6 protein-coding genes are annotated in these 15,701 nt (G+C 48.5%); 2 read left to right on the top strand and 4 right to left on the bottom strand.

The features are described from left to right. Positions 1-64: 64 nt before the first annotated feature. The 3 genes from MHI45_RS28970 to MHI45_RS28960 form a co-directional block, all read right to left on the bottom strand. Positions 65-910: a sugar ABC transporter permease gene (locus MHI45_RS28970; RefSeq protein ID WP_076113093.1), complete on the bottom strand. Its 846-nt coding sequence runs from the start codon at positions 908-910 to the stop codon at positions 65-67. Beyond that, on the bottom strand, positions 907-2,223 hold the full coding sequence (locus MHI45_RS28965; RefSeq protein WP_076113092.1) for a carbohydrate ABC transporter permease: 1,317 nt from the start codon (positions 2,221-2,223) through the stop codon (positions 907-909). The genes MHI45_RS28970 and MHI45_RS28965 overlap by 4 nt, the downstream gene beginning before the upstream one ends. Before the next feature lie 110 nt (positions 2,224-2,333). Then, the gene (locus MHI45_RS28960; protein WP_076113091.1) at positions 2,334-3,671 is read right to left on the bottom strand and encodes a sugar ABC transporter substrate-binding protein; all 1,338 of its coding nucleotides are present in this window, start codon (positions 3,669-3,671) and stop codon (positions 2,334-2,336) included. A gap of 778 nt (positions 3,672-4,449) precedes the next feature. Here MHI45_RS28960 and MHI45_RS28955 point away from each other — a divergent pair. Beyond that, on the top strand, positions 4,450-6,195 hold the full coding sequence (locus MHI45_RS28955) for an alpha-glycosidase (RefSeq protein WP_076113090.1): 1,746 nt from the start codon (positions 4,450-4,452) through the stop codon (positions 6,193-6,195). A 94-nt stretch (positions 6,196-6,289) separates the two neighbouring features. Here MHI45_RS28955 and MHI45_RS28950 read toward each other — a convergent pair whose 3' ends face one another. Then, on the bottom strand, positions 6,290-13,882 hold the full coding sequence (locus MHI45_RS28950; protein WP_076113089.1) for a pullulanase: 7,593 nt from the start codon (positions 13,880-13,882) through the stop codon (positions 6,290-6,292). Between the two features lie 662 nt (positions 13,883-14,544). On the opposite strand from MHI45_RS28950, the gene MHI45_RS28945 reads away from it, so the two are divergent. Beyond that, entirely contained in the window at positions 14,545-15,582 is a 1,038-nt protein-coding gene (locus tag MHI45_RS28945) for a LacI family DNA-binding transcriptional regulator (protein ID WP_076113088.1), read from the top strand. The last annotated feature ends 119 nt before the right edge of the window (positions 15,583-15,701 follow it).

Genomic DNA, 15,701 nt, shown 5'->3' with positions numbered 1-15,701 from the left:
TTCGCAGTCAAATGAAGGCTGTACCTTGTTTTCGTTAAATCGCGCAAAGTGGCAAAGGGCCTGATTAACCCTTGCTCGCCCCAGCCGTCAACCCTTCGACGAGCAATTTTTGCAAGAAGCCAAAGAGAATCATGATCGGAATAGAGATCAGTACAGCGCCTGCCGCAAAAGTCGTGAAATTGGAGTTCTGATTCGAATCCACCATGTCCCACATACCGACGGCAACGGTCCATTTATCCTTGGTCCGCAGAATGAGTCTTGCAAAGATAAAGTCAACCCACGGTCCGACAAATTGGGTAAGCGCCATGTAGGTAATCATCGGTCTCGACAAAGGCAGAATAATTCTCCAGAAGATTCCAAAGTTACTTGTTCCGTCAATGCGGGCAGCTTCGTCCAGCGAACGCGGTATCGTATCGAGGAACCCTTTCGCGATTAGAGTCCCGCCTAGCGGAGCACCGGCTGCATATACGATAATCAGAGCCAGATGTTTATCCAGCAGATCAAACTCTTTCAGCAGCAAATAGATGGCAATCATACTCATGAAGCCTGGAAACATTCCAAGCACCAGCAGTCCGGACATGGTGGTCTTCCGCGCCTTGAATCTGAACCGGGAAACTGCATAGCTTGTAAGCAATGTCAAGAAAACGCCCAGGATCATTGAGAACAAGGCAATCTTAAACGTATTAAGCCACCAGGTAGGGAACAGCAGGGTGTTATCATAGAATAGCGCCCGGTAATGTTCAAGCGTAAACGTTTCAGGAATCAGTGTTTTACTGTAAAGGGATTTGCCCGGCCGCAGCGACGATAACAGAATCCAAATGGCAGGATAGAGTGCTGTAACAGACAGAATCAGCAACATCAAATAACTTAATCCGAGCCGTATTTTTGTTTTAATTTTTGCTCCGCTCATTGGATCATGTCCTCCTCCTGGAATGATTTCGACCGCCGGTAATTGTAAAGCGAGAAGCTGGCTACGATCAAGAAGATAATGATTCCGACCGCAGATGCCATGTTATATTTGTTCTGGTCAAGCGTGAGCTTGTAAAGCCACGTCACGAGCAAGTCGGTGGAACCGGCGTACTGATAATCCCCATTTGGGGGACTACCGCCTGTTAACAGGAAGATCGCATTAAAGTTATTGATGTTGCCTGCAAACTGGGCAATCAGTGTAGGCGCCGTCGAGAACAGCACCATAGGCAATGTTATGATGCGGAATTTCTGGTAGTTGGTCGCCCCATCCACTTCGGCCGCTTCATACATATCGCGCGGAATCGTTGTCAGAACCCCCATAATCAGCAGCATGGATACCGGAATACCGACCCACAAGTTAACCACGATAACCGTTACTTTGGCCCAGAATGGATCCGTTAGCCAAGGAAGGCCACCGAGCCCGAAAAATTTTAGATATTGGTTAACTGGACCAAACTGGCCGTTGAACAGGTTACGCATGAGCAGAAGGGAGATCATCTGCGGAATAGCATATGGAACAATCAGAATAGCTCTCCAGAAGCCCTTGAAACGAATGCCTTTCTGGCTGACTAGCATCGCGACCAGCATACCGCCGAAATAGGTAGTAACCGTAGACAAGATCGCCCAGATAATAGTCCAAGTAAGTACCCCGTAAAAGGTCTGGCTCCATGATTTAAGTACCACCAGATTACGGAATGTTTCAAAGCCAACCCAATCTACCAGCTTGGCCGGAGGCATATGGTTAGGCGCGGCATAGTTCGTAAACGCCAGCATGATCATGAAGATGATCGGCATTACTGTAAATAACAGAATACCTACAGACGGCAGGATAAGAAATGTCTGCGCAAACTTGTAATCGAGGATATAACGGATGCTCTGTTTAAATGTAGCCGGAGTATGGCCTGCGTCTCGCGCAGCTCCAGTCTTTTGGGCATCTCGAATGTTCATATACCACGCAAGCAGAAACAGAACAAAGAATATAATTGTAATCAAACTCTGAATTAGAATAAATATAGAATGATCACCTTTGACCAATCTGGCAATCCCTTTGACCTTCTCAAAATGTTGGGAGGTTGTACCCAAGGTAACGATACCCCAGAACGCCCGTCCCAGCTTCTCAATAAAGTAAACTAAGCTTAATGCCTCTACAATCAAAAAAATAAAACCTTTGATAAATTGGCGGTTATATATTTGTCCCAATCCCATAAACAATGTAGACAGTATCGTTGCTGTTCTAGTATGGTGTCGCTGCATTTCCCTTCCGTTCTCCTCTCCTGGGAAATCAGAGAATCGCCCGCCGCTACCAGGCGGCGGGTGATTTGATTTCATAAATATACTGACTGTTGGAATAGACCTGCAGATGTTTACTTCGAAGCGCCGTTGTTCAGATCTTTGATCTGTTGGGCTGCTTTGTCCATTGCAGTCTTAGGGTCTACGCCTTTGTCCCAGATTTCCGGCAGGGCTGCATTTACAGGACTCCATACATTGCCCATTTCAGGAATGGAAGGCATTGGCTGGGAGTTGTTAGCCTGTTCAGCAAAAACGGATACATAAGGGTCATCCTTGATTTGCGGGTCTTCCAGAGCCTCCAAATTGGTTGGAATCGATCCGACCAGTTTGTTCAGCTTAAGCTGGGCATCCTTGCTGGAAGCGAACTCAGCATAGAGCTTGGCGGCATTTGGATATTGCGTATACGCGTTAACCGCGAAGATCTTGAAGCCGGCCAAGGAGATGGCAGTTTTTCCACCGACAGTCGGCAGCGGTGTCAGTCCCAGATTGTCGCCCAGAGCCTTTTTGTATCCGGCCAGTTCCCAAGGTCCGTTGATATCCATTGCGACATCGCCGGAGTTGAAGAGACTGCGCTTAATATCCGGGTTAATATCGCCACTGTTGATTGGCAGAATTTCTTTCAGTTTCTTAAATTCACTCAAGCCTTGGATTGCGCCGTCGGTATTGATCCCGATATCGTCTTTGTTCGTGCCTTTATCCCCGAAGAGATAACCGCCGTTGGAAGCGATGAACGGATAGTCGAAATACATGTTGCCGACTTCCCACATGATTCCATACCGGTTTTTGGATTTGTCGGTGAAGGTTTTGCCGAAGGCGAGTACATCATCAAAGCTCTTAGGCGCTTCAGTAACAAGGGACTTATTGTAGTACAAAGCATAAGTTTCAGCTGCACGCGGGTAGCCGTACAGGAGACCGTCATAGCTGGCACCGGTAATCGAGGATTCTGTATTGTTCTTTACTGTTTCTTGCTCGAACACATCGTTTGGAAGCAAAAGCTGTGCGCTTGCTGCTCTGCCCAGGTTGTCATGCGGAATCAGAATAACGTCGGCAGCCAAACCGGAAGGACCGTCTTGGGACAGCTTGGTAACTTGCTGTACCGGTGACAACTCTTCAATTTTTACCGGAACATTGTATTTTTCAGTGAATTCCTTCGCGATTGCGTCTGTAAAGGCTCTTTCTTCCTTACTTTCCCATACGGTCAGGGTTGCGCCATCTTCCGGGGTGATTTGTGTGGTTTCGGCGCCAGTGTTGTCTGTGCCTGCGTTTCCGGCCGGAGCCGTGCTTTCTGATGGTGCGTTCGTTGCGGTTGAGTTGCTGCCCCCGTTATTTCCGTTGTTGTTAGATCCGCAGGCAGTAACAGAAAGTGCCATAGACGCTGCGGCGGTAAGAACCATAAGCTTTTTCAACTTCATGCTTTAACCCCTCCTAATTTGTGTACGCTTGCCAACAATGATACTGCAGAACTTGCGCAAACGATTTCAGAAGATCCAAAAAAAATGTCTGTTTTATTCTTTCAACCTTCTGTATCCGCTTTAGTCAAGTTCTAGAAAGCGCTTCATTACTTAATTTATAATACAACAGGAATCTTAATTGTTAAAACGTTTGCACATGGTGTATTCGTCCATTTTCGGCTATTTATCCATGATCATAATACAATATATCCCTTATTCGCAAGATTACTCTTATTTTCTTTTGTTTTCTTCAATCTCAAGTCAATCATTTGTTTTTATTAACAATTTATAGCCACACTTATCTCCTCTAATGAATTTCTTGAAAATTGGGTCACCGTAAAAGCGCCTGATCGCAAGTGAATAATTGTGCAATGGTTTGAACAATAGTATTGAACGGCTATTTATTCCGTGCTATAATCCAAACCATTATGAGCAGCTTGATCTGTTGGAAGCAGCAAAAGCATCCGCCCTTTGTTCTTTTATAACTAAAAGGCAATGTTACTTGACACAGGTACAACCTCGGAACTATCTCTTCGGCGGCGGTTGTGCCTCTTTGCTATGGGCGAATGTAAGGGCGATATTGTGCAATCGTGGCACAATGTTTGCGCACTGCGGGCACATGTCCGTATATCACCCCTTAAGTTCCTTATATATCCACTTCATGCAAATTGCGCATAATGCACCGTCTTAGTTCTGCATTGGGATTCCACAACACAAACCAACTTTAGGAGGAATTATCATGTTATTGGAAGCTGTATACCACCGTCCGCGCTTGAATTGGTCTTATGCCTATGACCGCCAAACCATCCATCTTCGTCTACGTGCCAAAAAGGGAGATTTGACAGAGGTGTTCGCCTGGGCCGGCGATAAATATGCCTGGGATGCTACTAAAGAATTGATTCCGATGAAGCTTTTCACTTCGGATGCGATGTTTGATTATTGGGAATGCGAGTCGGTTCCCCTGTACCGCAGGCTGAAATACGGTTTCCTGCTGCAAAAAGGTCATGAGCGGATCTGGATGACGGAAAGCGACTTTCAGACAGAACGTCCGGCGAATCCGAACCGGCTGTTTGAATTTCCGTACATAAACCCTGTAGATGTGTTCGCACCGCCGGCATGGGTGAAGGACGCTGTCTTCTATCAGATCTTTCCGGAGCGCTTTGCGAACGGTGATCCCAGTCTGAATCCAGAGAATGTGCAGCCATGGGGCAGTACGCCTACACCGGAAAATTTCTTCGGCGGAGATCTTCAAGGAGTCATTGACCATCTGGATCATTTGACCGAGCTTGGCATTACCGGCATCTATTTCACTCCCATCTTCGCGGCGACTACCAACCATAAGTATGATACAGAGGACTATATGAAGGTTGATCCGCATTTCGGTGATGTGAAGACACTCAAAAAACTCGTCGATGCCTGCCATGAACGCGGCATTCGCGTGCTGCTGGACGCCGTGTTCAATCATTCAGGCAGAACCTTTGCCCCATTCGTTGATGTGCTGGAGAACGGAGAGAACTCCCGCTACAAGGACTGGTTCCATGTCCGCGAATTCCCGCTGCAGGTGGTGGACAACATCCCGAATTATGATTCCTTTGCCTTCGAACCGCTGATGCCAAAGCTGAATACAGAGAATCCTGAAGTTAAAGAATATTTGCTGAATGTAGCTGAATACTGGATTCGTGAGGTAGGCCTTGACGGCTGGCGTCTGGACGTTGCCAATGAGGTCGATCATGAATTCTGGCGCGACTTCCGCAAAGTAGTAAAACGCGCAAATCCCGAAGCTTATATTTTGGGTGAAATCTGGCATGAATCTGCCCCTTGGCTGGAAGGTGATAAATTCGATGCGGTAATGAACTATCCATTCACCGATGCCGTAATTGATTTCTTCGTCTCCGGCACGCTTGACGCCGAAGCTTTTGCCAATGCCATCGGCAAGCAGCTGTCGCGTTACCCGCTGCAGGCCAGTGAAGTGGCCTTCAATCTGCTGGACAGCCATGATACACCGCGCCTCTTGACCTTGGCCGGAGGAGACAAGAACAAGCTGAAACTGGCCACATTGTTCCAGTTCACCTTTATGGGCACGCCGTGCATCTACTACGGCGCTGAAATTGGAATGGATGGCGAAGGCGATCCGGGCTGCCGCAAATGCATGGAGTGGGATCCCGAGAAGCAGGACCGCGAGCTGTTCGGCTTTTTCCGCAAGCTGATTGAGATCCGCGGCAGCCATCCTGCACTCCGCACCGGCGCCCTCACCTTCCTGGAGGCGGCCCCGCAGGGCAGCAAGCTGGCTTATGAACGCAGTCTTGGCGATGATATTATCATCGTACTGATGAACACAGAAGGGACAGGCCAGACTTTCCACATTGGCGTAGAAGAACGTCAATGGGAGAACCTGTTCACTGGCGAATCCTTGCGCGCTGAGCGTGGCAAGCTGTCAATTAAGCTGCCAGCATACGGCTATACCGTCATTAAGGCGGTAGTATAACAAGCTCCATCAATTCAATCCAGACCTGATATCATTCATAAATAAAAAACGGCACTCTTCGCGATGAAGAGTGCCGTTTTCGTTATGTGGCTATTTATTTGCCAAGCAGATTGTAGATCACTTGTGCGCTTTCAGCGCGGGTCATCAGCTCTTTGGGAGCAAACTTATGATCGGCTTTTCCTTGCACTAACCCCAGCTCTGCAGCGGCATTTACATAAGAGCCCGCCCAGGCACTGATGCCGGAAGCATCTGCAAACCGGGTTGTCCCGGAGGCCACCTCAACCTTCTTACCTTGTTTGACTTCCAGCGCACGAATAACCATAACGGCCATTTCCTCGCGGCTGATGGCAGCATTTGGCGCAAAGCTCTCTTGGCTTCGTCCGGTCACAATTCCCCGGCTAACTGCTGTTGCCACGTACGAAGAGTACCAGGCATCAGGCTTCACATCAGCGAATGCAGCCTGACCTTCCACAGTCACACCAAGCGCACGAACCAGCAGTGCGGTAAATTCCGCGCGGCTGACATTGCTCTTTGGTTTGAATTCGGAAGAGGTAACACCCGTAACGATTTGTTTGGCGCTAAGCGATTTAATCGCCGCTGCCGCCCAATTGGCTGCCGGAACATCCTTAAATGTCTTGTCGAGCTCAAGTGCCGCATATTTGCTGAAATGCGTAACTTGTGCCGTAATGACATTCCCGTTCAAGGTTCCACCCGCATATGCCACACTTCCGCTATCGCCCAGAACATAGATACCGAGCAGATCTTTATCCGGATTGCCGGTAATTTTGAAAGCAAGCGTAACCGGCGCTTTAAAGGTCGTAACCGGAATACGGGTGCCGTCTTTTTTGACAATATGCAGTGTAAACTCATATACATCCGATGCAGCGGTCACTCTGGTATCCTGAAGCTTCAGCCCGGCCAGGAAGGTGTCTGCCGCATTGCCTTGAAGCGGACTGGTTGCGAACAGAATGTGCGCACCCTCCCCCTCAGTCCCGGACAAGCTTCCTAGAATCCCGCTCAGCACTGCACTAGGCAGGGTTACAGAAATGCCGCCCATATGAAGCACCAAATCATTTGTTCCGAGGACGCCCGCTGCCTGAATCGGTATGAGCACTGATTGCTTGCCTGCAGCAACCTGCACTTCCACCTTGCCATCCTTGCCGTTTTTCAAACTGTCTACCCCAATGCTTTGCGGATCTGCAGTTGTTGTTGGCGTTGGTGCTGGTGTCGGTGTCGGAGTGGGTACAGGTCCCGGCGTTCCATCAGATACCACCGCCAGAATAACTGTTCCGCCCTCATCTCTGCCCGGGAGCTCAAGCGTTACTTTCCGGTCGGATGATACGGCATAGGTTCTGCCGCTGTACTCATCTATTACAGAAGCAAATGCTGTGTACGGCACTGGAATACTTGCAGTTACAGCCTTCGTGCTGGTGTTGATGAGCGTCACAATATTTTGGGAACCGTACTGCTTGTCAAAAGCCAAATATCCTAGTTCATCCGAACCTGCCAGCTTCGTACGTGTACCCTTAGCATATACCGCAGAGTATTTGGCACGGATATTCAGCAGCTTCTGATAGTGGTCGTGAAGACCCTGCTCAGCAGTAAGCTGATCCCACGGCATATCCGAACGGTTTTCGCTGAATTCTCCCTTCGACATGTCTCCGGCATTTCTGCCTGAACGTCCGAGTTCTTCACCATAGTAAATAACTGGCTGTCCTTTAGCTGTAATCTGCAGAGCGGCAGCGATTTTCAGCTTGCCTTTGTCCCCGTCCACATAGTCAGACAGGAAGCCGTTCTCGTCATGGCTGCTCAAGAACTGAGCCATCATCCGGGTATTGTCAATCTTCGATTCACGGTCCTGAAGGTAAGCATCCACATCACTGATTTTGCCGTTCGTGAAATCTTTTGCCGCATTCTTGAAGCCGAAATCCAGCAAACCGTCCATTTGCCCGGTTTGCAGCATGCCGCCATCGCTGTCAATGGTGCCTCCGTAGTATTCACCGACCAGTTTGAAGTCGGGATCAATTGCTGTCAGCGCATTTTTGAATGCTTTCCATGTCGTATCTTCCACATGCTTAATGGTATCCACACGGAAATAGTCGATGGTATCGCCACGCGCTGTCCGTGCGTTGTCCAGCCAGCCCGTTTGCCACTCAATAATTTTCGCACGAACTGCAGGATCTTCCGTTTTGAAGTCCGGTAAGCCGGCAAGCTCTCCCTTGATCGGGTCAGTATCGGCCGATATACCGTCCGTACGGAGCATGCCCTCAAAGCGCGCTTTATCCTCTGCGGTAACGGCCGGATAGTTATCCTCTGCTTCCAAACCATAGCCTGCATGATTCAGCACAACGTCAACCATGATTTTGATACCCTTGTCATGTGCCTTCTCAATCAGTTCGCGGAAGGTCGCCATATCGCCAAGATGTTCATCCAGTTGGGTGAAATCCTTGGCCCAGTATCCATGGTAAGCATGCTGCGTACCGCCGAAATCAACCCCCTTATTGAAATCAATGTTGTCGACAATCGGCGAAATCCAGAGCGTGTTGATCCCCAGCTGTTGAAGGTAGTCCAGACTGTTGATCATCCCGCGGAAGTCTCCGCCGTGGTAGGCTTCAAGATGTGTTTTATCGACGTTCTCATTGTTGGTGAGGTCACCATCCTTGAAGCGGTCGGTCAGGGCAAAATAGATCCGTGCCTCATCCCAATCGAAATCCAGCTTGGCTCCCGTATAGGTTCTGGCTTTCACTTCAATGGAGGTGCTGCCTTTATGCGTATTTCCGTACTGGTCAATAAGCGTGACCGGAATGGTTTTGATGCCCGCGGCTACGGTATCCTTCACCGCAATGGTCTGTTTCATGAGCCCGGTATCGAGCTTCACTTCGCTTGGACCCCCAATGGCAGTCAGATCCATGAATCCATGCGTATAGGTTACAGCTTCTTCGGAGGCTGCACTGACAGTCACAATGGCATTTTCACTCGATGTGACAGCTTCCGGTTGAACTTTTGCACTGACTGTAACGTCTGGACGATGATATACGGCAACCGATTCACCGTTCACCGTATTTTTCGGATCGGTGAGTTCTTCAGTAACTCCATCCTTAGTGATCAGGAAGGTATACTTATACGTTCCTTCTTCCACACCAGTCAGTTGATAACTGAACCACTCACTCGACGGATCATACACCATCGGGTATTCTTTGCCGTTTACTTTCACTTTGACCTCGCTGATAGATTCCATGTTGCCGCTGCGGAAAAGCTCGTCATCACGGTACTTGAAGGTAATCGTTCCGTCCTTCATGACCGGACCGCTAATAACCGGCTTGATGTCAAGCTCCTTCACCATACTGGTCACAATGACCTTGGTGAAATTTTCACCCGGGGTAAGCGGAATAACACGGTCATCCGGGTAGTCTTGTTTGCCCGTATTCCAGTCCGTTCCTTTGCGCAGTACGAAACCCACGCTTGTGGCATTTGGCGCCACCTCAATCAGAACACTGGCTTTACCATCCTTAAACGTTGTGAAATCAATTTGATCATTTATAACTCCAGTGTTCCATATCCAGAGATTCCAATCCGTATAATCCTTGTCGTCACGGACATAGGTCAATTGGACATAACGTTTGCTATCCACCGGCTCTTTCGTTACCTTCACGGTTACCTTCGTTGTTTTTCCGCCATAGGTAATGGTAAGGTTGGCTGTTCCAGCCTTGAGCCCCTTTACGAGACCTTTGCTTGTAACGGCAGCCACTTCCGGTTTATCGGAAATATAGGTGGCAGTATTCGTAACCGACCGTTTGCTGCCGTCATCATATTTAGCATATACAACCGATTGATGTGTGCTGCCAATTTGCAGTGAGTAGCTGCTGCTGTCCGTTTCCAGAGAACTCAGCACAGCTGCTGCGGCATCCATCTTGATAATTACAGCAGTCAACGGCTGCAGTTCAATGGACGTAGCCGTTAATGCAAAACCGGACTGGGCTGCAGCAGGGATAACTTCAGTACCCGCTTCGTCATCATCGGCCAGTACGCTGCCGCCTGTTAAATCCTCGGAAAGTGTCAGCGTTCGGGATACATTGTCGCCATTCATGAACACATAATAGATGCCGGTGCCATCAGTGGCCTTGTTCTTGTACCCGATCACAAGACCGGTCTCCTTCATTTCCGGCGCCGGAATCAGGCTGACATTAGAATCCACCAGACTCATGTCGCCCAGACGGAATGCATCTGTAGACTTTCTCAGCTTAATGAGGCCTGAGGTATAATCTTTGGTCATGTTCTGCACCGGGAAGTTCACTTCATCGGTTACCTTGGACCAATCGAACATGTTGACCGCATCCGATGAATCATAGGAATCATGAATGAAATACCCGAATGAATTATTGTTTGCGTCCTTTAGCTCTGTAGCTTTTTGCTCAGGAATAGTATCTGCCTTCCACTGCTTGGTGCGTCCATACTCCTGGCCTGCCTGCAGGAAGGAGGTACCCTGGGAAGTGAATATCAGCATGTTACCGAGCCTGATCCGCTTCTGTATTTCCAGCTCGTTCCCGGGAATTGCCGGATCTTTCTTGATGGACTGCGCAATTACATCATGCAGTGTCAGATTGTCATGGGCTTCAATGTACGGCACGATATCCCCCGGATCATCCGCCGGGATATTGGACGGCTGGCCTTTAATATTGTCCAGTATCGTCTCAATGGAACGTGCCCCGCCCGTAATAAACCTCGGTTCACCTTCCGAACCATAACCTGATTTCAATTCATTGCGGAATTCATCGGAGAATACGCCGACACTATCCGTCTTATTCATCCAATCCTGATCCGCGCCTTTACCTGCAAGAGAAGGATCGGAAGCAGCTCCGCCGAACGTTTTCCAGCCCTCGCCGATGAACAGCGCCTGCGGGTTAATGGCTGCTGCGGCATCATAGGCAGCCTGCACAGCATCTGCCGTGGCATCTCCCATCATGTCCCAGCGCATGCCGTCGATTTTGTATTCACTGAACCAGTACTTGACGGAATCCACCATCAGCTTCTCCGCCATCTTATGGTTTGTCGCCAGGTTGTTGCCGAAACCGCCGATAAAGTTGCCGTTTGCATCCTGGAACGCATAATAATTAGGCACGATATCGTTCAAGAATTCCTTCTTCGCCATATGGGTATAGACAACATCCAGAACGACGCCCATCCCGGCCTCATGCACTGCGTCGATAAGCCCTTTAAGCTCCTTGATCCGCAGTTCTGGATCGGCAGGATTCTGTGAATATGCGCCATCCGGGGAGAAGTAGCTATGCGGATCATATCCCCAGTTGTACTGATTATTTTGCGCTGAATATTCACTTTCTCTTTGTCCCATCTTCGTCTCGTCGCCGTTATACCATGCCATTACAGGCATCAGCTGAATATGGGTTACGCCCAAAGATTTAATATAATCCAGCTTCTTCTCAAAAGCGGCATAGGTGCCCCAGCGTTCGCCGCCCAGACTGCTTTCGATTGAAATATCCGACGTGAAATCACGGACATGGACTTCATAGATGACGGCATCCTCGCGTTGTTCATAACCGGCGATATCTGCCTCATGGAAGTTAGCCGGATTGGTCCGGCTCAGGTCAACGATGGCCGCTTTACCCACTGTATCTCCGCCAGCGCCCGCAGCACCTGTGGTATCCACAGTGAACACAGCCATGGACTTGGCGTACGGATCAAGCACCTGCTTCATAACCCCGTCATTGGTAACTTCATATTGATAATAGTATCCGCTTACATCTGACTCCCCGGGAGCGCCTGTTAAATCAGATGCCTTCAGCTTCGCAGACCAAACGCCTTGTTCGCCCTTAGTCAGACTGATATGGCCGACAAGCTTAGTTGCATCACTCTTATCGTACACATTTGCCACAACAGAACTGGCCACAGGAGCCCATAACTTGAGCGTGGCCGATTTCTCAGCCGCATTATATTCAGCCCCAAGGTCGTCCCCTGTATAATTGTACATTTCATCGATCATTCTCCAGCCGCCGGAAGCAGACACCGTTTTACCGGAAAAAGATACACTCAGCGGCGTTTTACCCAGGTCAAAAGCTGCTGTATCCACCTCAATGGAAGTCGGGCTCTTAATGGTTACTGCATTTACCGGGACAGCTGTACCTTCTTTGTCCTTGACGGTAATTCCAGCTTTTAATGCAGCAGCATCTAAACCGTCGGTTAAGGTGAAGCCCAGAAGGATTTTGCTGGTCGATAGTACTTCAGCCGACACGAGTCCTACCGGTTGTTCCCCGAACGGAGAAACATAGACATTGTTATCCCCTTCTTTTACCCACAGCTGATTGTAACGGTCCAGCAGGCTGAAAGCTTTATCGCCGCCGTCCTTGTCCTCGTTTGTCGGGTTAACGATAAGGAAGCCAATTTTCTTGGCATTTTCTTTCAGCGGAATATCGATATACGCACCGAAGCGGTCCACATTCTCAGGGAGAAACGGAGCAGCATCCGACGGCCAGTTAACCGGTGCTGTTGCGACATCATCCCACAGCCATAAACCGTACTGGCTTTGATGATTGTCGCCTCTCATGTAATGAATCCGGACGGTATTCGCAGGAATTACTGCCGGCTCATACGGCGTCACCTGATCCGAACCTTCCTTGATCCAGATTTCATTCGCTTGCGGAGTATTGATTGTGAACAGCTTGTCGCCGCCGTCTTTGGCCTGATTGTTGCGGTTGACGACTAAGAAGGAGACTTTTTTGGCTCCTGCCTTAAGCGGCACGTCAGTATACGCCCCATAAGAATCAGTTTGACCTTCAGGGAATGGTGTGGCACCCGCAGGCCACCCGGAGGAAGGTGCAGCTACATCATCCCAGAGCCATAAACCCTGATCCGTATAATCACCGGCTGTACGTTGGTAGTGAACCCGCATATGCCCATCGGGTACAGGGGCATTGTTACCCGGAACAACCGGAGCCGTAAATTTGGCACTGACAGCATGATCCGCCGCGTTGTATTTGAAGGTGACCGGCAGATCCGCTGGCAGATTCAAGGCCTGTTCATGCTCAGGATAAGACTTATCCTCCTGCGGGGTTGCTCCCGGCACAAAGACGCTGTACGAATAGTCGCCTTTAGGAAGATCAGCCGTCCGCTCATATACATTATCAAAGTTCGGATCGGACAATGTCGTCTTCGCGTCGGCTGGCGAGGAATCGCCCGCATCGCCAAGCTCACTTTGCAGAGTACCCACCAGCCGCGGCAGTCTGTTGTCTGCTATTGGCGAGTAATACGTCGAGTCGGCAATTTTTTGGGTAATCTCGTTGAAATAGAAGGTAACCGTTGTTTCAGCAGCCAATGTAATCACGATGTTGCCGCCGTCATCGGTTCCTTCAGTATGGGTATAACTGCTGTATCCATAGCTTTCGTCCCAGGTGCCGTTAAGGGCTACCTTGTACTTATAGGTCCCTGCCGGCAGCGTGCCTGTAAAGACATAAGTACCATTGTTTGTGTAGGTCATCTGAGTGACTGTTGCATCTGGTGACCAGTCTTCCACTTGCCCTGAACCAGCAGACAATTCTGACTGGAGGTCGCCTACAAGCACAACTTTGGATGTGGCTGCATCCACTTTTGCCGTGTACCCTGTAAAGTAAGAGCACACAAGAATAAGGATCATACTGATGGCAAAAGCCTTTTTACCCCATAAAGCCAATTTCATTCCTTCAATCCCCCCATATTTGCATTCGATTCCTGAACAGAGATAACACTGATTTCTTATTCCTTGATCCAACATTTCATGCTTCTAAAGCCTGATGGAATGACACCCCCTTATAGATTTCAATTTTGAATTCATTGCGCAAACGTTTGCAAAAATAACAAACCTACACATTCACTGCAAACTTTATTTTGTGCAGCAGACATGTTGCACAAAATAAGCGCTTGTAAGCGCTTTTATACCTTGTTTAACATACTAATCTTAGTCTCAACTTGTTGTCAACCAAAAAAATAAATTGCTAAATCACCCGTCAGCCGGGACAGAAAGTTCATACTAATAGGCCTGCAGTAATGCCATTTATTGCACAGATTTGCATCATCAATAATAGAATAAACATATGTAGCGTAAGACTTTTAAAGAAAAACCGTTTGCGCATTGTATGACTTTACATTTCAGCTTACCCGGCAGCATTTTTACATCATATACAAATATTTTTTATATTTTTCCATTTCATTTGTGGAAATGTGCAAATTTAAAGCGAAGGTTCTAGCCCTTATTCCCAAATCGGCTCTAAAGGGCTTTTAGAAAGACTTTGTCTATTTACAATTTACAGCACTTCGATTAATATTACTTTGTAAAGCAAACGGTTCCATGAGGAGGTTTCTATGACAGTTACCATCAAGGACGTGGCTAAGAAAGCGGGAGTTTCTCCCTCCACTGTATCCCGGGTGTTGTCAGGTCATCCCAGAATCAGCCTAGAAACTTCCCGCAAGGTCAAAGTGATTATGGAGGAAATGGGCTACACTCCGAATATGATGGCTAAAAGCCTCGTTTCGAAGACCACTAACAGCATTTGCATCATCTTACCGAAACCGGCTGAGGAGCTGTTCTCCAATCTGTTTTTTATGGAATTAATCAGAGGGATTGTGACTCAATCGAGCCGATCCGGTTATGATGTGTTGATTAGCTCCGGAGCAAACGAAAAGGAAGAGCTTGAGGCTGTTTCCCGCCTATTGAAGGGCCGCCGTGTTGATGGCGTTATTCTGCTGTATTCACGCAAAGATGATGCGGTTATTGATTTTCTGGAATCAGGCGGCTACCCCTTCGTGCTTGTTGGGCGAAGCGACCGCTATGAGGATATTTTATCCGTGGATAATGATAATGTCATGGCCGCTTACGACGCTACAAACCACCTAATCTCCATGGGACATGAACGCATTGGTTTTGTCAGCGGACCGCCTAACCTCATCGTTTCACGCGACCGCCTCGAAGGATACCGCAAAGCCATGCTGAACAGTGGCCTGGAGATGCGTACAGAGTGGATTGTAGAGGGCGAGTTTCTGCAGGACAGCGGATATAGGGCGATGTCATTTTTCATGAATCTCCCGAACCGTCCAACAGCACTTGTTGCAGTGGACGATATGGTCTCTTTCGGAGTATTGCGCGGACTGAATGAACTGAAATACAAGGTTCCGGAAGATTTGGCGATTGTCAGCTTTAACAACATCCCACTATCGGAACTGTCCAGCCCGCCGATCAGCAGCATCGACATCGGAATTTATCATCTTGGCTATACGGCCTCCCAAGTGCTGATCCAAAGCATCAAGAAGCCGGGTATTCAGGCAGGATATACGAACCGTTTTGTCATTCCCCACCGCTTGATCGTTAGAGAGTCATCTATGTATGCTCCAGGGAAGAAATGATCAGGTCACAAGAATAAATGAAGCGAAAGTGCTTCATTTATTTTTTCGAACTTTGTTCAAACGTTTGCGCTACTTATAAACCGCAATATATCCGTCAAAATAGCTAGTCGATTCAAGGA

This window comes from Paenibacillus sp. FSL H3-0321 (assembly GCF_038002865.1).
GTDB lineage: Bacteria > Bacillota > Bacilli > Paenibacillales > Paenibacillaceae > Paenibacillus_AQ.
This window is presented reverse-complemented; position numbering and strand designations above follow the sequence as displayed.